The sequence below is a fragment of the Sphingopyxis macrogoltabida genome (assembly GCF_001307295.1).
In the GTDB taxonomy this organism is placed as follows: domain Bacteria; phylum Pseudomonadota; class Alphaproteobacteria; order Sphingomonadales; family Sphingomonadaceae; genus Sphingopyxis; species Sphingopyxis macrogoltabida_B.
Window position 1 is genome coordinate 3,313,155 of sequence record NZ_CP012700.1, and the last position, 20,955, is coordinate 3,334,109.

Here is a 20,955-nt window from a genome sequence, read left to right on the forward strand (position 1 = left end):
GCTTTTCTAACCCGATTTCAGCTCGGCATTGAGCCGCAGGCTCGCGCGCCAGAAGAAGAAGGCCGGGATCAGCCCGAGCCATGCGGCGCCATAGAGTACCCAGCGCACGCTTTCCTGCCCGGCCACCGGCTGCAAGGCGTCGGACATCACCCCGAACAGGAAAGGCCCGAGCCCGAGCCCGATCAGATTCTGCCCGAACAGCATGATCGACGCGGCGACCGCGCGGGCGCGCGGCTGCACCAGCCCCTGCACACAGCCATAGGCTGGGCCGTAATAGGCATTGTTGACGATGCTCGGCACGACGAGCAGCGCCATCGCGACCAGCCAATGCTCCATATAATAGCCGAGGAACAGGATCGGCGCGACGATCACCATGCCGAAGGCGGGGAAAGTCAGGATATGCCGCTTGTCGCGCGCGCCATATTTGTCGGCGAGCTTGCCGCCGAGCCAGGTGCCGAGCGCCGCCGCCAACCCGAGCACGACCGCCATCGACAGTCCCGCCTCGGTCGTCGACAGCCCATGGCTGCGGATGAAGAAGCTGATCGTCCACAGCCCCTTGCCGTAACCGAGGAAGGCGGTGACCGAAGCGGCAATCAGGATATAGACGAAGGCGCGCGAGGCGAAGATTTCGCGCAGCGCCTCGCGCGTCGACAGCGGCGCCGCTGTATTGGCCGTCGCAGCGGTTTCCGCCGGGCGGAGGTGCCGCGGCTCGCGCATCACGAACAGCACAACGAGCGCCAGCAATAGCCCCGGCGCCCCGACGAGCATCAGCGCTGCGCGCCAGCCATAAAGGTCGTTGACGACGCCGCCGATGATCAGCCCGAGGAGCGACCCGACCGGCACACCGAGCCCATAGAAAGCGATCGCCGACGAACGCTTTTCGGGAGCGACGCTGTCGGCGATCAGCGAATGGGCCGCCGGCGTGCAGCCCGCCTCGCCGATGCCGACGCCGATGCGGGCAAGCAGGAGCTGGACGAAATTCTGCGCCAGCCCGCACACCGCCGTCATCGCCGACCAGATCGCCAGCGACAGCGCGATCAGCCGCACGCGGTTGGTCCCGTCCTTGTCGGCATAACGCGCGATCGGGATACCAAGCAGCGCGTAAAAGACCGCAAACGCCGGGCCCGCGAGCAGGCCGAGCTCGGTATCCGACAGCCCAAGGTCGCGCTTGATCGGCTCGGCAAGGATATTGACGATCTGCCGGTCGAGGAAATTGAAGATATAGACGACCAGCAGGATCCACAGCATCGTCCGCGTGTGCGCGGCGACGCCATCGGTCGGCGGCGCGCCGATACCCTGAGCCAAGGCAGGCTTTTCGTTCATCCGTCTCTCCCGGGACCATGGGTGCAGGCGATGACACCCGGTGTCAACGTCGCGCCGGCGCCCGGGAAATCACCGCTTGCAATTGCCGCTACGGCTGCCAGCCTCGCCGCCATGCAAAAAATTTCGCTGTTAGCCGCTGCCGCCCTGCTCGCGATCGCTCCCGCAGCCCCGAGCGCGGCCATGCCGCCGCCGCTTCCCGACGTCGAGGGCAAGGATGCCGCGATGCTGCAGGCGGAAATGGCGACCGGCTGGCTGTATGACGGGCTGGTCGGCGACGCCTATCTCGACCGGCTCGGTCGGCTCGACGATTATGGACCAAAACTGGACGCCGTCATCGCGACCTTTTCCTTCGCCGACGTCGGGGTCGAAACGAAGCGCCTTTACGAGGAACGCAAGGCCGGCAAGCTGCGCGGGCCGCTCCACGGCATCCCGGTCCTGATCAAGGACAATATCGAGGTCGCCGGTCTTTCGACCACCGCCGGTTCGCTCGCGCTCAAGGACAATATGACGGGCCGCGATGCGTTCATCGTCACCCGGCTGCGCGATGCGGGAGCGGTCATCCTCGGGAAGACGAACCTCAGCGAATGGGCGAACATCCGTTCGGACAAATCGACGAGCGGCTGGAGCGCGGTCGGCGGGCTTACCAAAAATCCACACGCGCTCGATCGCAACGCGTGCGGCTCGTCGTCGGGCAGCGCCGCCGCCGTCGCCGCAAGCCTCGCGCCGCTCGCGATCGGCACCGAGACCGACGGCTCGATCACCTGCCCCGCCGCGGTCAACGGCGTCGTCGGCTTCAAACCAAGCGTCGGACTGGTCAGCCGCAGCTTCATCGTGCCGATCAGTCACAGTCAGGACACCGCCGGGCCGATCACCCTGACCGTGCGCGATGCCGCGGCGGTGATGAGTGCGATCGTCGGCAGCGATCCCGCCGATCCGGCGACGGCCGGGGCCGACGCGCGCAAGGCGGATTATGTCGCGGCGCTGTCGCCCGGCGCGTTGAAGGGCAAGCGCGTCGGGGTGCTGCGCGACCGCGTCGGCGACCGGGCCGATATCACCGCGCTGTTCGACGCGGCGCTGGCGCAGATGACGGCGCTCGGTGCGACGGTCGTCGAGATCGGGGACAGCCGCAGCGGGCAGGAGAAGCTGGGCAAGGCCGAACTCGACGTCCTGATGACCGAGCTTAAGGCGGATCTGAATGCCTATCTTGCGGCTCTGCCGAACGCGAACGGCCCCAAAAGCCTCGCCGACGTCATCGCGTTCAACAAGGCGCATCCCGAAGAATTGCAATGGTTCGATCAGGCGCTGTTCGAGCTGGCCGAAACCAAAGGCGGCCTCGACGATCCCGCCTATCTCGAAGCGAAGGCAACCGCGCTGCGACTGGCGGGCGCCGAGGGCATCGACCGGCTGCTCAAGGCGCATGATGTCGACCTGCTGCTCGGGGTCACCAACGGCCCTGCGTGGGTCAGCGACCTCGAAAAGGGCGACGCCTATGACGGCCCGAGCGTCAGCCAGATGCCCGCCGTCGCCGGCTACCCCCACCTGACGGTGCCGATGGGACTGGTCGACGGGCTACCGATCGGATTGTCCTTCATCGGCGCCAAATGGAGCGATGCCGACATATTGGCGGCGGGCTATGCCTATGAACAGGCGAACCGGAAACGCACGCCACCGACCTATCGCGCCAGCTCGACGCCCTAGGCTATTTTCCGCCCCGCCGCCGCTGCCAGCCCAGTTCCTCGAGCTCGAGCAGTTCCATCGGCACATGGATGGTGCGGATCGCGAGCCGCACCTCGACGAGGAACAGGATCAGCGAAGTCAACAGAAGCAGCATCGCCACGGTGAACGCCCAAGCCGCGGCGCGGCCGAGGTTGAAGCCGGCAACCTCCTGCGCGAACAGCAGCGCGACGAGCAGGCAGACGACGATCCCGCACGCGACTGCCGCGAGGATCGAGTTGTTGATGATCGCCATGCGCCGGTCGGCGGTGCGCAGTTCCGCCACAATGCGCTCATGTTCGGCGCCTTCGGTGTCGGGCCAGCGCTCGATCAACGTCCGCGAACGGTCGACGACGCGCGCCAGTCGGCCCGCAATGACGTTGAGCAGGCTGCCGGTCGCCACCAGCAGGAACACCGGCGTGACCGACAACTGGATCGTCTGCGCGATCGCGCTCGCCGAGGACATTACCCCCCGCCGCCCGCCGCAACCGATGGCGTGTTGACGCCGTGCATCGCGAGGAACTTGCGCACGTTGCGCGCCGCCTGGCGAATGCGCTGCTCATTCTCGACCATCGCGATGCGGACATAGCCTTCGCCATCCTCGCCATAGCCGACGCCAGGGGCAACCGCGACCTTGGCATGGGTCAGGAGCTGCTTCGAAAATTCGAGGCTGCCCATCTCCTTGAGCGCGGGGGGCAGCGGCGCCCAGGCGAACATCGACGCCTTGGGGCTCGGGATGTCCCAGCCGGCACGGCCGAAGCTTTCGACCATCACGTCGCGGCGCTTCTGGTAAAGTTCGCGGTTCTTCGCGACGATATCCTGCGGACCGTTGAGCGCGGCGCAGGCGGCGGCCTGGATCGGGGTGAAGGCGCCATAGTCGAGGTACGACTTCACGCGCGTCATCGCCGCGATCAGCCGCTTGTTGCCGACCGCAAAGCCCATGCGCCAGCCCGCCATCGAATAGGTCTTCGACATCGAGGTGAACTCGACCGCGACATCTTTCGCACCCGGCACCTGCAGGATCGAAGGCGTCGGGTTGCCGTCGTAATAGAGCTCCGAATAGGCGAGGTCCGAAAGCACCCAGACCTTGTTCTCTTTCGCCCAGGCGACGAGCCGTTCGTAAAAGGCGAGATCGACCGATTCCGCTGTCGGATTCGACGGATAGTTGACGACGAGGATCGACGGGCGCGGCACGGTGAACGCCATCGCGCGATCGAGCGCGCGCCAGTAATTCTCGTCCGGCGTCGTCGGCACGCTGCGGATCGTCGCCCCGGCGATGATGAAGCCGAAGGTGTGGATGGGATAGCTGGGGTTCGGCGCGAGCACGACGTCGCCCGGCCCGGTGATCGCGGTCGCGAGGCTCGCGAGCCCTTCCTTCGACCCCATCGTCACCACGACCTCGCTCTCGGGATCGAGCTCGACGTTGAAACGGCGCGCGTAATAATTGGCCTGCGCACGGCGGAGGCCCGGAATGCCCTTCGACTGCGAATAGCCGTGCGCGTCGGGCTTCATTGCGACTTCGCAGAGCTTCTCGATCACATGCGCGGGCGGCGGCAGGTCGGGGTTGCCCATCCCCAGGTCGATGATGTCCTCTCCCGCGGCGCGGGCGGCCGCACGCATCGCATTGACTTCGGCGATGACATAGGGCGGCAGGCGCTTGATGCGATAGAATTCATCGTCGGACATGGGAAACTAGAACAACTCCTTTGCGTTTATGAACAGAAGCGTGAACGGCTTCTCGCCAGTCGCGGCAAGCCTTGTTATAGAGATTCTATCGGTACTGGCCAGCGGGAACGAGCATGAACGAAGCAGACAAGGGTGATACGACCGAAGCTTCCAATCCCTTCCTGCCCTCGCCCGAAGACATACAGCATTGGGCCAGCGTGATGGGCCGCGCGCAGCAGATGATGCTCGAATATGCGCTGGGTCAGGCGAACCAGGGCAACAGCGCCGCCGCCACCCTGTTCGATCCGGCGAGCTGGCTGCAGAACCCGACGACGCAGGCGTGGGCCGAACAATCGGCGCAGATGTGGGAGCAGGGCGCGCGCTTCTGGACCTCGCTCGCCACCTTGCAGCCCTTCACCCCCGCCGCCGAAGCGTCGAAGGACAAAAGGTTCGCCGACCCCGACTGGACCGGGAACCCGGTCTTCGCGATGATCCGTCAGACCTATGGCATGCTGTCCGAGCAATTGCTCACGACGACGCGCCAGATGCAGGGGCTCGACGAGGCGGCGCGCGCGAAGCTGGAGTTCGCGGCGAAGAATATGGCCGAGGCGCTGTCGCCGACCAACCTTGCGCTCACCAATCCCGAAGTGATCCGGCGCGCGGTCGAAACGCGCGGCGAGAGCCTGCTCAAGGGACTCAAACATATGCTGAGCGACCTGTCGCGCGGGCAGCTCAGCCATGTCGACCCCGATGCGTTCGAGGTCGGGGTCAATATCGCGACGACCCCGGGCAAGGTGATCCACGAGACCCCGCTCTACCAGCTCATCCATTACGCCCCGACGACGAAGGAGGTCTTCGCGGTCCCGCTCGTCATCTTCCCGCCATGGATCAACCGCTTCTATATCCTCGACCTCAACCCGGCGAAAAGCTTCGTCGCCTGGGCGGTGGAACAGGGTCTTTCGGTGTTCATGGTGTCTTGGAAGTCGGCCGACGCGTCGATGAAGGACGTCATATGGGACGATTATGTCGCAGCACAGGTCGACGCGATCGACACCGTCCGCGCGCTGCTCGATGTCCCCGCGGTCCACACGATCGGCTATTGCGTTGCGGGCACGACGCTCGCCGCGACGCTCGCGATGCTGTCTGCGAAGGGCGAGGCGGACAAGGTCAAGTCGGTGACCTTCTTCACCGCACAGGTCGATTTCGAGCGCGCCGGCGAGCTCAAGATGTTTGTCGACGACAGCTATCTGTCGCTGCTGCAACAGCTCTCGGCGCCGGGCTATCTCGACGGGCGTTACATGGCCGCGACCTTCAACAGCCTGCGCGGCCGCGACCTCATCTGGAATTATGTCGTCAGCAATTATCTGCTCGGCAACGACTATCCGCCCTTCGATCTCCTCTACTGGAACGGCGACACGACCAACCTGCCCGCGACTTGGCACCGCCAGTATCTGGTCGATCTTTATCGCGACAACCGGCTGGTCGTTCCGAACAGCCTGTCGGTGTGCGGCACGCCGATCGACCTCCGCAAGATCGAGGTTCCTGCCTATATCCAGGCCGGACGCGACGACCATATCGCACCGCTGGCGAGCGTGTGGCGGCTGATGGACAATCTGTCGGGTCCGAAAACCTTCCTGCTCGCCGGATCGGGGCATATCGCGGGCGTCGTCAACCCGCCCGCCGCCGGCAAATATCAATATTGGACCGGCGACAATGCGGCATCGTCGCTCGAAGCGTTCGAGGCCGGTGCGACCGAGACCAAGGGCAGCTGGTGGCCGCACTGGATCGGCTGGATCGCCGGGCAAGACGGCAAAAAAATCGCCGCAAAGGGCGCTCGCATCCCCGGAAAAGGCGCCAAAAAGGCGATCGAGGATGCCCCCGGACGCTATGTCAAACAGCGGTAATATCAGCGAAATATAAGGTTCGGGCGATCGGGGCTACCGCCATTTTTGTGCACTGCACAAAAACTCTTGAAATTCCCGATCCACTGCTATATTGTGCACTGCAACATAAAGGAGTTGTCCCGATGGCTACCAAGTTGGATAGTGCCGAAAAGGCTTTCGAAGCCGCGACGCTGGATACCGCTGCCGCCCCCGTGGCTGCTCCTGCCGCTCCGGTCGTTGCTGCCCCGGCAGCCGAAAAGATCGAAGCGCCCGTAAAGACCAAGACCGTCGCGGCGAAGGCCAAGCCGGTCCAAAAGAAAGCCGCAAAGCCGGCAGCAAAGAAGGCCGCTCCCAAGAAGGCGGCCGCAAAGACCATTGCCCCCACGACAAAGGCCGCGCCGAAGCCGGTCGCCGCCGCCACCAAAGGACTGAAGACCATGAACGACACCGTCAAGAAGTTCGCCGAAGATGCGAAGACCCGCGCCGAAGCGCTGACCGCCGACTTCAACGAAAAGGCGAAGGAAGCTTTCGCCAAGTCGAGCAAGCTCGCCGAAGAAGCCGTCGAATTCAACAAGGCGAACATCGAAGCGCTGGTTGAATCGGGCAAGATCGCTGCCAAGGGCATCGAAACGCTCGGCCAGGAAGGCGTGACCTTCGCCCGCAAGAGCTTCGAAGACACGACCGCCGCGCTGAAGGGCTACACCGCCGTCAAGTCGCCGACCGAATTCTTCAAGCTCTATGCCGAAAACAGCAAGAAGGCGTTCGACGCCGCCGTTGCGCAGACCTCGAAGACCAGCGAACTCGTCGTCAAGCTGACGAACGACAGCTTTGCGCCGATCTCGAACCGCGTTTCGGTCATCAGCTCGAAGATGAAGGCAGCCTAAGGGCCTTCATTTTCCACCGCCGGCGCGGGCACTCTCCCCTCCTCCCCGCCCGCGCAGGCAAACCAGGACCGCTCGCAGCCTTTACGGATGCGGGCGGTTCCTGCTTTTTTCGGGCCGGTTTCGCGGCGAAACGGCGATTAACCACCCCGCCCTCTTGCGAATCCGCTTCGGCGTGCGATATTCTGGACCATGATGTTTCCCGCTCCGATCCCCCATCCGGCCCGTGCGATGGCCGACAAGGACGATGGCTCGCCCGGCACCCCGGGTGTCGGCATCGCGACGCGTACCCGCGCGAAGGCGAAAAAGCCTTCGATGTATAAGGTGCTGCTGCTCAACGACGATTACACGCCGATGGAATTCGTCGTGATGGTGCTCCAGCGTTTCTTCAACATGGACATCGAACAGGCGACGCAGGTGATGCTCCACGTCCACCAGCAGGGCGTCGGCGTCTGCGGCGTGTTCAGCTACGAAGTTGCAGAGACCAAGGTCAATCAGGTGATGGACGCCGCGCGGCAGAACCAGCACCCGCTCCAGTGCACGCTCGAAAAGGCCTGATCAGCCCGCTTTCGCCGCCTGTTCGGCCCTGAGCGCCGCCGACGGCTCGCCTTTCAGATCGCCGTAACGCAAAGGCTCGCCGCAGCCGGGGCAGACGGTCGACGTGCCGACATCGGCGCCGCAAGCGCGATGAAAATAGCGCATGGCCGGGCCCGATCCGGTCTCTCCCTCCGCATAGGCCCAGCGTTCGGCCCAATTGCGCATCGCATAGAGGATATCGAACATGTCCTTGCCCTTGGCGGTCAGCCGATATTCGTAACGCGGCGGGCGATCCTGATAGGCGTGACGCTCTGCCACCCCTTCCCCCACCAGCAGCTTGAGCCGCGCCGAGACGAGTTGCGGGCCGAGACCGGTGTTCGCCGCGATGGCCTCGAACCGCCGCTTGCCGAAAAACAGATCGCGCAGGATCAGCAGCACCGCGCGGTCGCCGAGCAGTTCGGCCGACCGCCCGACGGGGCAGAACGTATCCGACAGATCGGCGCGTTTGGGCATGGCGTCACTCAACGATGCAAATTTGCTCTTGTCACTATGTTTATCATAGTTACGATCGGGGGCAAGAGGAGAGTCGCTTATGTCCACCCCCGCAGCCGTGATCATCGGAGCCGGCGACGCAACCGGCGGCGCCATCGCGCGCGCCTTCGCAGCCGAAGGCCTCACCGCGTGCGTCAACCGGCGCGAACGGAATGCCGACGCGCTCGAAACGCTGGCGCAGTCGATCCGCGACGACGGCCGCAAGGCACGCGCCTTCCCCGCCGATGCCCGCGACGAAGAGGCGATGATCGCGCTGTTCGATCGGGTCGAGGCCGAGGTCGGCCCGGTCGAGGTCGCGGTGTTCAACATCGGCGCCAACGTGAACTTCCCGATCGGCGAGACCACCGTCCGCGTTTATACCAAGGTCTGGGAAATGGCCTGCCTCGGCGGTTTCCTCATGGGCCGCGAAGCCGCGAAGCGCATGGCGCCGCGCGGCCGCGGTACGATCCTTTTCACCGGCGCGACGGCGTCCTTGCGCGGCGGCGCCGGCTTTGCCGCCTTCTCGGGCGCCAAGGGCGCCTTGCGCATGCTTGCCCAGTCGATGGCGCGCGAGCTGGGTCCGCATGGCGTGCACGTGGCGCACACGATCATCGACGGCGCGATCGACACCGAATTCATCAAGGGCCGCCATCCCGACTTCGACAAGGCCAAGGCGCAGGATCTGATCCTCAATCCCGACGCCATCGCCGCCAATTATGTGATGCTCCACAAGCAGCCAAAAAGCGCCTGGACGCACGAACTCGACCTCCGCCCCTGGGGAGAAAAATGGTGACCGAAAGCCCGAAAAAGACACTCGAACTCATCTTCGATTTCGGCAGCCCGAACGCCTATCTGACGCTGCGGGTGCTGCCCGAACTGCTCGACCGCACCGGTGCCGATCTGGTGATCACCCCGTGCCTGCTCGGCGGGATCTTCAAGGCCACGGGCAACAAGGCGCCGATGATCCAATATGCCGAGGCTCCGGCCAAGCTCGCCTATGAGCATCTCGAGATGCGGCGCTTCATCGAAAAACACGGCCTGACCAAATTCCGCCTCAACCCGCATTTTCCGGTGAACACGCTGCTGATCATGCGCGGCGGGATCGTCGCGGCGGACGAAGGCGTGCTCGACGACTATGTCGATGCGGTGAACCGCGCGATGTGGGAAGAAGGGCTGAAAATGGACGACCCGCAAGTCGCCGCGACCTTCCTCTCGGAAAACGGCTTCGACGGCCCGGCGCTGCTGGCACGGACGCAGGAGCCGGAGATCAAGGCGAAGCTCGTCGCCAATACCGAAATAGCGGTCGCGCGTGGCGTCTTCGGTATCCCGACCTTCTTCGTCGGTGACGAGATGTTCTTCGGCAAGGACCGGCTGGCGCAGGTCGAAGCGGCGCTCGGCTGATATCTATCCAGCGGTCGCTGCCGGCTGCGGCGGCCGCCCCGCCACCCAGATGCCCGCGACGATCAGCGCCAGCCCTGCGACATGGAACAGGTGCAGCGTCTCGCCGAGGAAAAGCATCGCCAGCCCTGCGCCCATCAGCGGCATGACGTTCATATATTGGCCGGTCGCGGCCGACCCGATCAGTTCGACCCCGCGATTGAAGAAAAGATAGGCGAGGAACGAAGGAAAGACCGAAACATAGGCGATCGCCAGCGCGCTTCCTGGCGCCGCGACGATCCGCTTCCCTGCCCACAGTTCGACCGCATAAACGGGCGCGATCACGACGATCCCGACGATGATCGAGGCGGCGAGAAAGCTCAGCGGATGCACCGCCGGCCGGCGGCGGAGCAGCACCGAATAGAGCGCCCAGAGCAGCACCGCGCCGCCGATGATCGCATCGCCGATATTGAGCTGTAGCGCGATCAGCAGCGCCGGGTCGCCGCGCCCGACGATCGTCAGCACCCCGGCCAGCGACACCAGCACGCCCGCGACCTGACGCAGGCTCGTCCGGTCGCGCATCACCAGCGCCCCGACGATCAGAATCAGCGCCGGCTGCGCCGACTGGATCAGCATCGAATTGAGCGCCGTCGTACTCTGCAAACCTGTGTAGAGGAGGATGTTGAACGACCCGATCGCCAGCGCGCCGAGGACCGCGACGATCGGCCAGTTCGCCCGCAGCGCCGGCCAGTCGCGCTTCAGATGCGGCCACGCCAGCGGCAGCAACAGCAACAGCGCGAAGGTCCAGCGCCAGAAGGAAAGCGCCGCGGGCGGGACGAGTTCGCGCGCCGCGCGCCCGACGATCGAATTGCCCGCCCAGAACAGCGCGGTGAAAGTCAGCAGCACATAGGCCCGCGACCAGAGCGCCGTCAGCGGCCCGCCATCGTTCGTCATTCGCATCGTTTCCCGTTCGCGCCGCAGGGCGTCAGCCCGCTCTTTCACGGCCCGGCGGAAATATGCAACCGGCGTGGGAAGGGACCGGCACGGACGCCGGTCCCTTCCGTCACCTCGCCTAGCTGAAATCGAGCTGGATGATCTGGCTCGGCGTCGCGCGGCAATACATTTCGATCGAGCGCGCGCCGTCGGGATAGGTTGCGGTCATGGCGGCACGGATGCGCCAGCCGCCATTGCCCTGCTCGAGGTTGACGAGCCGGTCGTACGTCAGCCGCGAGCCGCCCGTCGCGCCGATCTGCCGCGCCGCGTCGTTCATGCAATTCTGCACCGACGGGCGCGCCGCGCTCGGCAGGCTCGAGAGGTCGGCGCTGAGCGTCGCCGGCGGTCCCGCAGGATAGGTCACGGGCTCGGTCGTCGCCGTTTCCTCACCCGTCGGCGTCTTCTTTTTCTTGCTGAGCAGCAGCGCGAGCAGACCGCCCGCGACCACGGCACCGCCGATGATCAGCCCGGTGCTCGGCCCCTTGTCCTTGTCCTTCTCGGGCGGCCGCGCATTGCGGTAGCCATAGCCGAATTCGGCACGGCAGCCGCTGTTCACCCAGACGTAGGAGGCGGTATAACCCCACTGCCGGCCCGCATTGCAGCGCCCGCCGAGCCGCCGTGTCAGTTCGACGCGGTCGTTCGTCGCGACATTGCATTGCTCGTAGCGGTTGCTGCGCGATTCGCAGCGGATCGTGCCGGCATAGTCGCCGACCGGTTGCGGCAACGGCACCGGATAGCCGCCACCGCCGCCATAATTATAGCCATAGCCGAATTCGGCGCGGCAGCCGCCCGACACCCAGATTTGCGACGCGGTGAAGCCCCAGTCGCGCCCCTTCGAGCAACGCCCGCCGATGACGCGGATCAGGTCGACGCGGTTACCGGTGCGCACGTTGCAGCGCTGGATCTTGTTGTTCCGCGATTCACAGCGGAGCGTGCCGGCATAATTGTCGCCGGGCCGCGGCGGCTGGATCTGCGGGCCGCCCGGAGACGGATAGGGCTGGGTGGTGATCTGGGCCAGCGCCGGCGTGGCGAGCTGTGTAGCGATCAGCGAAGCGGTCGTGGCGACCGTGAGAACCGGATTCCGCATGTCTTTGCCCCTGCTGTTGAAGATCGATCCGTTTTGCCCTGTCTTTTTCCGTGCTGCCTTCTTGCTCCCGAATATTGACACCGATGTTTTCACGTTTCGCGGGGCAAAGCCATCGCAAAAATGCCGTCGGATAGCGTGAGGTTACCAAGATCAGAGGGTGCGCGGCACCCTAGAAATGCCTCGACAGGCTGAGGCGCCAGCTCCGCGGTTCGCCGGGGGTGACGCGGTCGACGCAGCAACTGTCGGGGAAATAGCGCTTGTCGAACAGGTTGTTGACGTTGAGCCGGATCGTCCAGTCGCGATAGGCATAGGAAAGGCCGGCGTCGAACAACGCGTAGCCGGGCAGGGTGAACAGCGACAACGCGTCGAAGTTGCCGTCGAAATCGAGGTCCTCGGGTAAATTCGCCCCGACCTTGCGGCTGTTATACTGGAAGGCGGCGTTGATGCCGAGATTGGCGAGCGGCCCCGACGGAACGACATATTCGCCGAACAGGTTGAACCCGTGCTTCGGCACATTCTGGAGCCGCGCGCCGACGGGAAGGTTATTGTCCTTGGTGATCTTCGCATCGAGATAGGCATAAGCGATCGCGATCGTCGCCCCCGGCGCGGGATGCCATGTCCCTTCGACCTCGATACCGCGGCTGCGCTGCTCGCCCGTCGTGACGTAGAAGAAGGGGTTGGCCGGATCTTCGGTCGCAACATTCTGACGCGTCAGTTCGAAGACCGAAACCATGCCGCTGAGCGTGCTGCCGTGCTGGAACTTGATCCCGGCCTCGATATTGCGGCCCGTTTCGGGAGGCAATGAGTCGCCGTCGACGGTGAAGAACCCGGCCTGCGGCGTGAACGACCGCGACCAGCTTGCATAAAGTGCCGCCCCCGGCGCGACATTGACGGTGGCGCCGATGCGCGGGCTGAACTTCCTGTCCTTCTGCCCATCGGCGCTCGCCCAGTCATAGCGGCCGCCGAGCGTCAGCGTCGCGACGTCGGCGAAGTTCAGATGGTCCTGGATGTAGATACCCGTCTGGCGCGACTGGCCGCCGCCGGCATAGGCTGCCGCCGGATCGTGGATCAGCGGCGCGTCGAAATCGGGATCGAGCAGGTCGAGCGGGTTGGCGGCGGGATCGTAATTACCGCCATCTTCGTGGAAGCGGCTTTTGCTTTGCCGGTAATCGAGCCCGGCGACGATATTGTGCTTCACGATCCCGGTCGCGACCTTCAACGTGAAGCGGCTATCGACCGCGATATCCTTGTCGCGCTCATAAAAGGGACCGTAGATGTAGCGGCCCGCGATATGGCCCTGCTGGACGCCGTCGACGATTTCGTTGTCGACGAAACCCGACCAGAAATTCCAGTTGTTCCAGAATATCTTGCGGTCGGTGTAACGCAGCGTCTGATCGAACGACAGCGCATCCGAAAATTCATGACCGAAGACATAGCCGGCGTGAACATAGCGCTGGTTGTGGATCGCGTGATCGACCGTGTCGTTGTTGATCGAAAAGTCGATCGGCTGCTCGCCATGCGCCCAAGGCAGCACCGTCCCCCACGCCGACACCGGCGACCAGGGGCGGTCGTGATTGCGTTCGTAGCGGCCGAGCAGGGTCAGGCGCGTCGCGGGGCCGATATTCCACGTCAGCGACGGCGCGATATAGATCCGGTTCTTCGACGAGAAATCGACGAAATCGCCGCTGTCGCGAAAGAGGAGATTGATCCGGCCGAGCAAGGCGCCGTCGCCGGTCAGCGGCGCATTGGCATCGAGGCTTGCTTCGACAAGGCCGTAGGACCCGGTCGCGATCGTCGCATCGGCGAAGGCCTCCGGCTTCGGGCGCTTGCTGACCAGATTGACGATGCCGCCGAGCGGCGCCGAGCCGTAAAGCATCGACGCCGGCCCCTTGACGACCTCGACCTGTTCCAGCCCGGCGAGTTCATTGTTGCTGCCCGCAACATTGAGGCTGGCGAGACCGTCGAGATAGACGCTGCCATAGGCGGCGTCGAAACCGCGGATCTGATAGGCGTCGTAATAGCCATAGGTGCTGCTCCGCGACACCCCGGCGACCCCGCGCAGCGCCTCGGCAAGGCGGGTGACACCGCGCTTTTGCAGGTCCTCGGTCGTGATCACCGAAACCGCCTGCGGCGTCTCGATCAGCGGAATGTCGGACTTGCCGGCGTCGGGAACGCGTTCCAGCCGTTCGCCGGTCACGACGATGTCGCGGCCCGGCTGTGACTGGTCGTCCGCTTCCGCCGCCGCTGCGGGCAGCGTGAAGATCAGCGAAAGGGCGGTGCCGGCAATCAGCCGGTTGACGACAGTCTTGGTCATAGCCTTTCCCCTGTTGTCGTGAAAGAGCGCATCCGGCGGCTATGCGCCCCCACGGCATAGGCCCGGCCGAGATCGAGCCCGCGACGACGAAGGCCGGCGGCGCCAGACAGGCCCCGCCGCCGGCCCCGATCAGAAACGATAGCCGACGGTGCCCATCACGTTGCGCGGCGCGCCCATGAAACAGTCGCCGCGCGCAAGGCAGGACGCGAAATATTTGTTGTTGAGCAGGTTCGTAGCGTTGACCGCGAAGCGCCAGTTGTTCCAGTTGACCTCGGCCAACGCGTCGACCGTCGTGCGCGACGGCGTGACGATCGACCAGAGCGAACTGGTCGAGATGCTTTTGCCATTATAGACGACGCCGCCGCCCAGGCGCAGCTGCGCCGCATCCGCCAGGCCGAAGGTCTTGATCGTCCAGAAGGACGCGGTGTGGCGCGGCATATAGTCAAGGCTGGTGTTGGTTTCGGACTTGAGCTTGGCATAGCCATAGTTCGCCAGCAGTTCGAAGTTGCCGGGCAAGATATGGCTGGCCTCGAACTCGAACCCCTTGGTATTGAGCACGCCCGACTGGGTGGTCGAACTGCCCGCGCCGTAAAGCACGCGGTTCTGTTCCTTGATCTTGAACACAGTGGCCGTGATCAGTGTGTTCGGTGTTGGCTGCCACTTCACGCCGGCTTCATATTGTGTGCCCGTCTGCGGCTTGTAGGGTGAGAGCGGCGTGCCGTCGATATCCTGGACCGAACCGGCGACCGGCAGGAAGCTTTCGGTATAGCTGAAGAACGGCGAGAAGCCGGCGCCGATCTCGCCGATGATGCCGGCGCGGAAGGTCGTCGCATTGTCGGTCTGGCCCGAGGAGCCGGTGACGCGGTCGCGGCGGGCGCCGAGGACGACCGAAACGCGGTCGTAGAATCGGATCTGATCCTGGACGTAGATTCCGAGCTGCTTCTGCGATTCGTTCGAGAAGGGGCCGCTGGGATCGTAGGTCAGCAGCGCGTCGGTATCGATGTCGTAGAGGTCGATGATCTCGTAACCGCCAGCATAGCGTTTGCGCACCTTGTTCCAGCTATAGTCGAGGCCGACGAGCAGCTTATGTTCGATGTTGGCGCCGGTATTGAAGTTGAACTGGAAGTTGTTGTCGGTCGAGAAGACGTTCATCTGCGCGTCGCTGGCGTCGGCATAGAGACCGATCGTGCGGCCATCCGCGGCGAAGGGGTTTTCGGGGTTGCTGTAGCTGTCGGTATAGTGGGTGAAATATTCGAGGTCGCTGTCGATATAGCGCGCCTTGAGGCTGAGCTTGATCGAGTCCGAGAAGCTGTGTGTGATCGACCCGCCGCCCTGGATCGAGCGGCCGTTATAGCGGTCCCAACCCGGCTTGCCGACGAAGCTATACATGCCGAGCCTGCCTTCGGGATAGGCGGTGTTCGGGCGGAAGGTCCCGACGATCGGCAGGAACTGCGATGTCGAACCGGTATCGTCCTCCTGATAGAGACCGGTCAGCACCACGTCGGTGTCGGGCGTCGGCTGCCAGCGGATCGAGGGCGCGAACATCACCCGGTCGTCGGGGACATGATCGACATAGGTGCCGGCGTCGCGCGCACGGCCGACGAGGCGGACGGCGAGCGTGTCGGAGGCGGCGAGATTGACGTCGGCGAGCACTTCCTTGCGGTCAAAGCTGCCATAGACGAGGCTGATTTCGCCGCGCGTGGTGAAATCCGGCGTCTTGCTGACGAGATTGATGAGACCACCGATCGACCCCTGACCGAACAGCACCGAGGCCGGGCCGCGCACGATTTCGACGCGTGAGAAATTATAGGGGTCCGAGGTGATCGAGGCGTAATAGGAGAAGATGTCGCGCATGCCGTCGCGGAACTGCAGCGCATCGAGGCCGCGGACGTTGAACCCGTCGACGCGGGTATCGCGGCCATAGGGATTGGCGAGGACGCCGGCGGCATATTTCACCGTATCGCTGATGCTGATCGCGCCCTGCGCCTGATATTGCTCGGCGGTGACGATCTTGATCGGCTGCGGCAATTCGGTGAGCGCGGTGTCGGTCTTGGTGCCGGTATAGCCCGTGACGACGATCGTCTCCTCGCCGCCTGCATAAGCATCGGCTTCAGCGGCGGCGTCGGCAGCCGCCGACGCGGCATCGTCCGCGCCCTCGCCAGCCCATGCCGGATTGACCGAAGAAACAAGCATGGATGCTCCGCAGAGCATGATCATTCGGACAGTCATCATATTCACCCTTTTTGAGACCCGATCTCGATTCGGCATGGCGGCTATAGCGACTCATTCGCAATAGCAAGCGAGTAATTATCATTTGCAATAAGAGGTCCTTGACTTCACAGGTGTGCGCTGGCGGGCGCTTCCAGCAGCCAAAACGCCGTTGAGGCCGATTCAAAAAGAGGAACTCCCGATGAAAAAAAGCTTCGCCGCGCTGATCGCCTTAAGCCTGCTCGCGTCGCACGCCGCCGCGCATGAAGTGTGGATCGAACGCGACGGCGCCGGCCCGGCGCGCGTCTATCTCGGCGAACCCGCCGATCCGGTTCCCGAGGCCGGCGACCCCGAATTTTCGAACCTCAAGACCCCGGGCGTTTTCCTCGCCGGCAGCAAGACGCCGGCCGCGCTCGTGCGCCGCGCCAACCATATCGAAGCCGCTATCGCCGGCGAAGGCGACGTGCGCCTGACCGACGACAATGTCTTCGCGCCGTGGGAAAATGACGGCAAATGGGAAGGCGTCATCTATTATGCGCGCGCCGGCCGCAGCGACCCCAGCCATGCGCTCGACCTTGAAATCGTGCCCGTCGCCGCCGGGTCGGACAGCTTTATCGTTCACTGGCAGGGCAAGCCCCTGCCCGCCGCGAAGGTCAATGTGATCAACGCCGATCACTGGCAGAAAAGCTTCACCGCAGACGGCGCCGGCCGCGTCGATGTGCCGGTGTCGGGAGCGGGGCGCTATCTGCTCGCGGTTTCGCACGACGTCGAGGGCGAACGCACGCTTGGCGGCAAGACGCTCGCCAAGACGATCCACGTTTCGACGCTGACCTTCGTCGAGCCTTAAGCCCGGTCCGCCCCAAGCCGGTCGCGAAACCGTGCGAGCCGTGCCACCGCTTCGTCGAGGACCGCTCCGTCCTTGGCGAAGCAGAGGCGCAGGATGTGGCGCGGGCCGTCGCCTTCGAACAGCGCCGACACCGGGATCGACGCAACCCCCGCCTCAGGCACCGCGCGCTCGCTGAAGTCCCGGTCGGAAAGCGCGATGCCCGACGCCGCTAGGTCGATGCACAGGAACCAGGTCGCGGCGTTCGGCAGCACGTTGAAACCTGCACGGTCCAGCGCTCCGCCTAGTCGCCGGCGCGATGCCGCCCAGCCGTTGCGCTGCGCAGCAAACCAGTCGTCGGGCCGACCCAGCCCCTCGGCAACCGCCCATTGCAGCGCGGGCGGCGTCGTGAAGGTCAGGAACTGGTGCGCGCGCCCGAGTGCGGTTGCCAGCGCCGGTGCGGCGCACATCCAGCCCGTTTTCCAGCCGGTGAGGCCGAAGATCTTGCCCGCCGACCCGATCTTGACCGCACGCTCCGCCATGCCCGGGAAGGACAGCAACGAACGATGGGGGATGTCGTCGAAACGGACATCCTCCCACACTTCGTCGCAGATTGCGGTGAGGTCGTGGCGCGCGCAGATATCGGCGATCATCGCCAGTTCGGCCTCGCTCGCCACCGTGCCCGAGGGGTTAAGCGGGTCGTTGAGCATCAGCACGCGCGTGCGCGGCGTGATCGCCGCGGCAAGGTCGGCGGCATCGTAGCGCCAATGGGGCGGGCGGAGCGCGACCGAAACCGGCACACCGCCGACGCGGCGGATCACCGGCGCATAGCTGTCATAGGCCGGCTGGAACAGGATCACCTCGTCCCCCGGCGCGACCAGCGCGAGCAGCGCCGCGGCAAGCGCCTCGGTCGCGCCCGAGGTGACGATCACCTGTTCCGGCGCGAGCGCGAGCCCCTGCCGCCGCGCGTAGAAACCGCAGATTGCGGCGCGTAGCTCGGGCAGGCCAAAGGCCGGCGGATACTGGTTCGATTTTTCGGTAAGCGCGCGCGCTGCAGCAGCGACCATGTCCGAATGCGGCGGTTCGTCAGGGAAACCCTGCCCCAGATTGATTGCGCCATGTTCGCGGGCGAGCGCCGACATATGCTCGAAGATCGTCGGCGCCATCGCGGCGTAGAGCGGATGGACGGCGGTCATGGCTGCGCAATCCAGAGCGACAGGCCCGGCGGCGGATTGGCGGGCGGCGCATCGGCGATATGGCGCACCGCATCGGCGCGGGCGCGGTCGAGGATTGCCGCGGGAACAGCCGCGCCGTGGAAGATATGATCGGCCTCGCCGAGCAGGCGTGCGGCGCGGAGGGTGAGGTCGTCGGGGTCGGCGCTGACGAGGGCGATGGTTTCGAGACGCGACGGCTGCGCTGCCACCGCACCCGCCAGCCAGGCATCGACCTTGTCCGCCGCCGCGCCATCGAGCGGGTCCAGCGCGCCACCGCTCGCCAGCGCCGCGTCTATCGCGCGGCGGCGGTCGGCGGCGGCGGGCCAGCGGCTTTTCATTGCATCCCGCGCCGCATGCAGCGCCGAAGCCAGCGCCCCGAGCCGCGTAGGAAACAGCGCCTCGATGCGTTGCCGCACCGCCTTGGCCAGCCCCGCCGACGCCCCGCCGGTGCCGATCGCGATGGTGACCGGCGCCCGGTCGACGATCGCCGGGGTGGTGAAATCGCACAGGTCGGGGCGATCGACGACATTGACGAGCAGCCCGCGCGCGCGCAGCGCCTGCGCAGCGGCGCGGGCCGCGCCCTCGTCGGCGAGGGCGACGAACGCAACGGCTGCGCCCTCCTCCAAATCGGAGACGATCCGCCCGCCGGCGCGCACAATCAGCCGCGCCTTGGCGTCGGCCGCCTCCCCCTCCCCGACCAGCACGACCGGCCGGCCGCGCAGATTGAGGAAAAGGGGGAGTTGGTTCATGGCTATCCTTTAGACCAAGCCAGTCGCTCAGAAAATCGTCATTGCGAGCGGAGCGAAGCAATCCAGGGCGGTTTACGCCACTCTGGATTGCGGCGTCGCTTCGCTCCTCGCAATGACGATCCCGGTTATTCGATCCAGTCGGGCACGCGCTCGGCGGCCATGATCGTCCCCGCGGCGATGCGGTCGGCGACGACGACATAGCGATCGCCATCGACGAGCACCTCGGGAACAAGGCTGCGGCTGTTATAGGTCGACGCCATCGTCGCGCCATAGGCGCCTGCGGTGCGGAAGACGGCAAGGTCGCCCGCCTCCACCTTGTCGGTCACGCGGTCGCGCGCGAAGGTATCGCCCGTCTCACACACCGGCCCGACGACCGACGCGGTCATCTTTTCGCCGCCCGGCTGCACGGCAACGAAATCATGATAGGCGTCATAAAGCGCCGGGCGCGCCAGATCGTTCATCGCCGCATCGACGATCACGAAGGGATTGGTCGCGCCCGGCTTGACCCACAGCACTTCGGTCAAGAGCACGCCGGTGTTGCCCGCGATGACGCGGCCGGGTTCGAACATCAAGGTGACATCCCAATCCTTCGTCACCCGCGCGACCATCGCGCCATATTCGGCCGGCGACGGCGGATTGTCGTCGGGCCGATACGGTACGCCAAGACCACCACCAAGGTCGACATGGGTGATGCTGTGCCCGGCGGCGCGGAGGTCGGCGACAAGGCGGCCGACGCGCTCGAACGCCGCCTCGAGCGGGTCGAGGCTGGTGAGTTGGCTGCCGATATGCAGTGCGATACCGCGCATTTGCAGCCCCGGCAGCCCTGCGAGACGCCCGAAGATTTCGGGCGCGACGTCGATACCGACGCCGAACTTGTTCTCGGCCTTGCCGGTCGAAATCTTCGCATGCGTGCCCGCATCGACGTCGGGGTTGACGCGCAGCACGGCGCGCGCGGTCATCTCCTTGCCGAGCGCGATTTCGGCAAGCGCAACGCCTTCGGGTTCATGTTCGATGTTGAACTGCCCGATGCCGCGATCAAGCCCGAGCGCCAGTTCGGCGCGCGTCTTGCCGACGCCCGAAAAGACGATGTCCTCGGGCGCCATGCCCGCCGCCAGCGCCCGTTCGAGCTCGCCGCCCGAGACGACGTCGGCGCCATAGCCCTGCCGCGCGAGGACGCGCAGCACGCCGAGGTTGGGGTTGCACTTGATCGCGAAGGCGATGTGCTTCTTCGGAATATCGCTCAGCGCATCGCGGAACACCTGCGCATGGCGTTCGAGCGTCGCGCGCGAATAGACATAGACGGGAGTGCCGATTTCCTCGGCGATGCGCGGCAAGGGAATGTTTTCGGCGTGGAGGACGCCGTCACGATAGTCAAAATGATCCATTGGAAAATCCTCAGCCCGGAGGCGGTAAATCGAAATCGTCGGGTTCGCGGCGTTCCGAGCGTTTGAGAAGTTCGTCGCTGCGCGCTGGCCGGGCCTGCGCGTCAGGCGTCGTGAGCTCCTCCGTGGTCGGGGCGCGCGTCGCGCCGAGCGGGATCTCCGGTGCCGGCTGGCCGGCGACGGGCTTCAGGTCTTCCTTGCTGCCGCACGCGGCAAGCGTGGCCAAAAGGGCGGCGCCGGTCAGGGCGGCGGCAAGGGAACGCTGGGCCATCATC

General features: G+C 65.1%; 19 protein-coding genes. 7 read left to right on the forward strand and 12 right to left on the reverse strand.

The window, feature by feature from the left end; all coding sequences use genetic code 11:
* Positions 1 to 6: 6 nt before the first annotated feature.
* On the reverse strand, positions 7 to 1,323 hold the full coding sequence (locus tag AN936_RS15400; protein WP_054588874.1) for a spinster family MFS transporter: 1,317 nt from the start codon (positions 1,321 to 1,323) through the stop codon (positions 7 to 9).
* Positions 1,324 to 1,434: 111 nt separating this feature from the next.
* Between AN936_RS15400 and AN936_RS15405 the strand changes: the two genes are divergently transcribed.
* A complete protein-coding gene (locus AN936_RS15405; protein WP_054588875.1) occupies positions 1,435 to 3,021 on the forward strand; it encodes an amidase in 1,587 nt (528 codons plus the stop codon).
* Between the two features lies 1 nt (position 3,022).
* On the opposite strand, the gene AN936_RS15410 is transcribed toward AN936_RS15405, so the two are convergent.
* A complete protein-coding gene (locus tag AN936_RS15410) occupies positions 3,023 to 3,502 on the reverse strand; it encodes a DUF2721 domain-containing protein (RefSeq protein WP_054588876.1) in 480 nt (159 codons plus the stop codon).
* Entirely contained in the window at positions 3,502 to 4,722 is a 1,221-nt protein-coding gene (locus AN936_RS15415; protein WP_054588877.1) for an LL-diaminopimelate aminotransferase, read from the reverse strand. The genes AN936_RS15410 and AN936_RS15415 overlap by 1 nt, the downstream gene beginning before the upstream one ends.
* A gap of 113 nt (positions 4,723 to 4,835) precedes the next feature.
* Between AN936_RS15415 and AN936_RS15420 the strand changes: the two genes are divergently transcribed.
* From AN936_RS15420 to clpS, 3 genes are all read left to right on the forward strand, one after another.
* Positions 4,836 to 6,605, forward strand: a complete 1,770-nt coding sequence (locus tag AN936_RS15420) for a PHA/PHB synthase family protein (protein ID WP_054588878.1) — start codon at positions 4,836 to 4,838, stop codon at positions 6,603 to 6,605.
* A gap of 122 nt (positions 6,606 to 6,727) precedes the next feature.
* On the forward strand, positions 6,728 to 7,468 hold the full coding sequence (locus tag AN936_RS15425) for a phasin family protein (protein WP_054588879.1): 741 nt from the start codon (positions 6,728 to 6,730) through the stop codon (positions 7,466 to 7,468).
* Positions 7,469 to 7,657: 189 nt separating this feature from the next.
* Complete coding sequence (clpS, locus tag AN936_RS15430) at positions 7,658 to 8,023, forward strand: ATP-dependent Clp protease adapter ClpS (RefSeq protein ID WP_054588880.1); 366 nt, start codon at positions 7,658 to 7,660, stop codon at positions 8,021 to 8,023.
* On the opposite strand, the gene AN936_RS15435 is transcribed toward clpS, so the two are convergent.
* Positions 8,024 to 8,527 (reverse strand): winged helix-turn-helix transcriptional regulator, encoded by a 504-nt coding sequence (locus tag AN936_RS15435; RefSeq protein ID WP_234715593.1) that lies wholly within the window; start codon positions 8,525 to 8,527, stop codon positions 8,024 to 8,026. It abuts the gene before it with no gap.
* A 67-nt stretch (positions 8,528 to 8,594) separates the two neighbouring features.
* Between AN936_RS15435 and AN936_RS15440 the strand changes: the two genes are divergently transcribed.
* Together AN936_RS15440 and AN936_RS15445 are read left to right on the forward strand one after the other, a co-directional pair.
* Positions 8,595 to 9,326 (forward strand): SDR family oxidoreductase, encoded by a 732-nt coding sequence (locus tag AN936_RS15440; RefSeq protein WP_054588882.1) that lies wholly within the window; start codon positions 8,595 to 8,597, stop codon positions 9,324 to 9,326.
* Positions 9,323 to 9,934: a 2-hydroxychromene-2-carboxylate isomerase gene (locus AN936_RS15445; RefSeq protein WP_420496813.1), complete on the forward strand. Its 612-nt coding sequence runs from the start codon at positions 9,323 to 9,325 to the stop codon at positions 9,932 to 9,934. Before AN936_RS15440 ends, AN936_RS15445 begins: the two co-directional genes overlap by 4 nt.
* Positions 9,935 to 9,937: 3 nt before the next feature.
* Here the strand turns inward: AN936_RS15445 and AN936_RS15450 are convergent, their stop codons facing one another.
* The 4 genes from AN936_RS15450 to AN936_RS15465 form a co-directional block, all read right to left on the reverse strand.
* Positions 9,938 to 10,864, reverse strand: coding sequence for a DMT family transporter (locus AN936_RS15450; protein ID WP_084758427.1), 927 nt, complete (start codon positions 10,862 to 10,864; stop codon positions 9,938 to 9,940).
* 118 nt (positions 10,865 to 10,982) lie between these two features.
* Positions 10,983 to 11,990: a DUF3011 domain-containing protein gene (locus AN936_RS15455; protein ID WP_054588884.1), complete on the reverse strand. Its 1,008-nt coding sequence runs from the start codon at positions 11,988 to 11,990 to the stop codon at positions 10,983 to 10,985.
* 169 nt (positions 11,991 to 12,159) lie between these two features.
* Entirely contained in the window at positions 12,160 to 14,304 is a 2,145-nt protein-coding gene (locus AN936_RS15460) for a TonB-dependent siderophore receptor (protein ID WP_054588885.1), read from the reverse strand.
* Between the two features lie 129 nt (positions 14,305 to 14,433).
* Entirely contained in the window at positions 14,434 to 16,536 is a 2,103-nt protein-coding gene (locus tag AN936_RS15465; RefSeq protein ID WP_054588886.1) for a TonB-dependent siderophore receptor, read from the reverse strand.
* 178 nt (positions 16,537 to 16,714) lie between these two features.
* Here AN936_RS15465 and AN936_RS15470 point away from each other — a divergent pair, with 178 nt between their 5' ends.
* Entirely contained in the window at positions 16,715 to 17,359 is a 645-nt protein-coding gene (locus AN936_RS15470; RefSeq protein WP_054588887.1) for a DUF4198 domain-containing protein, read from the forward strand.
* On the opposite strand, the gene AN936_RS15475 is transcribed toward AN936_RS15470, so the two are convergent.
* The 4 genes from AN936_RS15475 to AN936_RS15490 all read right to left on the reverse strand — a co-directional run bounded on the left by AN936_RS15475 (position 17,356) and on the right by AN936_RS15490 (position 20,951).
* On the reverse strand, positions 17,356 to 18,531 hold the full coding sequence (locus tag AN936_RS15475) for an aminotransferase (protein WP_054588888.1): 1,176 nt from the start codon (positions 18,529 to 18,531) through the stop codon (positions 17,356 to 17,358). The genes AN936_RS15470 and AN936_RS15475 overlap by 4 nt on opposite strands.
* Positions 18,528 to 19,298 carry a precorrin-2 dehydrogenase/sirohydrochlorin ferrochelatase family protein gene (locus AN936_RS15480; RefSeq protein WP_054588889.1) on the reverse strand — a complete coding sequence of 257 codons (771 nt, stop codon included), beginning with the start codon at positions 19,296 to 19,298 and terminating at the stop codon, positions 18,528 to 18,530. Before AN936_RS15480 ends, AN936_RS15475 begins: the two co-directional genes overlap by 4 nt.
* 125 nt (positions 19,299 to 19,423) lie before the next feature.
* Positions 19,424 to 20,683 carry a diaminopimelate decarboxylase gene (lysA, locus tag AN936_RS15485; protein ID WP_054588890.1) on the reverse strand — a complete coding sequence of 420 codons (1,260 nt, stop codon included), beginning with the start codon at positions 20,681 to 20,683 and terminating at the stop codon, positions 19,424 to 19,426.
* Between the two features lie 10 nt (positions 20,684 to 20,693).
* On the reverse strand, positions 20,694 to 20,951 hold the full coding sequence (locus AN936_RS15490; protein WP_173585665.1) for a hypothetical protein: 258 nt from the start codon (positions 20,949 to 20,951) through the stop codon (positions 20,694 to 20,696).
* Between the last annotated feature and the right edge of the window lie 4 nt (positions 20,952 to 20,955).

Bases quoted from the DNA above. Each gene is read 5' to 3' on its own strand.
- AN936_RS15400 (WP_054588874.1), bottom strand. From the start codon at position 1,323: ATGAACGAAAAGCCTGCCTTGGCTCAGGGTATCGGCGCGCCGCCGACC.
- AN936_RS15405 (WP_054588875.1), top strand. From the start codon at position 1,435: ATGCAAAAAATTTCGCTGTTAGCCGCTGCCGCCCTGCTCGCGATCGCT.
- AN936_RS15410 (WP_054588876.1), bottom strand. From the start codon at position 3,502: ATGTCCTCGGCGAGCGCGATCGCGCAGACGATCCAGTTGTCGGTCACG.
- AN936_RS15415 (WP_054588877.1), bottom strand. From the start codon at position 4,722: ATGTCCGACGATGAATTCTATCGCATCAAGCGCCTGCCGCCCTATGTC.
- AN936_RS15420 (WP_054588878.1), top strand. From the start codon at position 4,836: ATGAACGAAGCAGACAAGGGTGATACGACCGAAGCTTCCAATCCCTTC.
- AN936_RS15425 (WP_054588879.1), top strand. From the start codon at position 6,728: ATGGCTACCAAGTTGGATAGTGCCGAAAAGGCTTTCGAAGCCGCGACG.
- clpS (WP_054588880.1), top strand. From the start codon at position 7,658: ATGATGTTTCCCGCTCCGATCCCCCATCCGGCCCGTGCGATGGCCGAC.
- AN936_RS15440 (WP_054588882.1), top strand. From the start codon at position 8,595: ATGTCCACCCCCGCAGCCGTGATCATCGGAGCCGGCGACGCAACCGGC.
- AN936_RS15450 (WP_084758427.1), bottom strand. From the start codon at position 10,864: ATGACGAACGATGGCGGGCCGCTGACGGCGCTCTGGTCGCGGGCCTAT.
- AN936_RS15455 (WP_054588884.1), bottom strand. From the start codon at position 11,990: ATGCGGAATCCGGTTCTCACGGTCGCCACGACCGCTTCGCTGATCGCT.
- AN936_RS15460 (WP_054588885.1), bottom strand. From the start codon at position 14,304: ATGACCAAGACTGTCGTCAACCGGCTGATTGCCGGCACCGCCCTTTCG.
- AN936_RS15465 (WP_054588886.1), bottom strand. From the start codon at position 16,536: ATGATGACTGTCCGAATGATCATGCTCTGCGGAGCATCCATGCTTGTT.
- AN936_RS15470 (WP_054588887.1), top strand. From the start codon at position 16,715: ATGAAAAAAAGCTTCGCCGCGCTGATCGCCTTAAGCCTGCTCGCGTCG.
- AN936_RS15475 (WP_054588888.1), bottom strand. From the start codon at position 18,531: ATGACCGCCGTCCATCCGCTCTACGCCGCGATGGCGCCGACGATCTTC.
- AN936_RS15480 (WP_054588889.1), bottom strand. From the start codon at position 19,298: ATGAACCAACTCCCCCTTTTCCTCAATCTGCGCGGCCGGCCGGTCGTG.
- lysA (WP_054588890.1), bottom strand. From the start codon at position 20,683: ATGGATCATTTTGACTATCGTGACGGCGTCCTCCACGCCGAAAACATT.
- AN936_RS15490 (WP_173585665.1), bottom strand. From the start codon at position 20,951: ATGGCCCAGCGTTCCCTTGCCGCCGCCCTGACCGGCGCCGCCCTTTTG.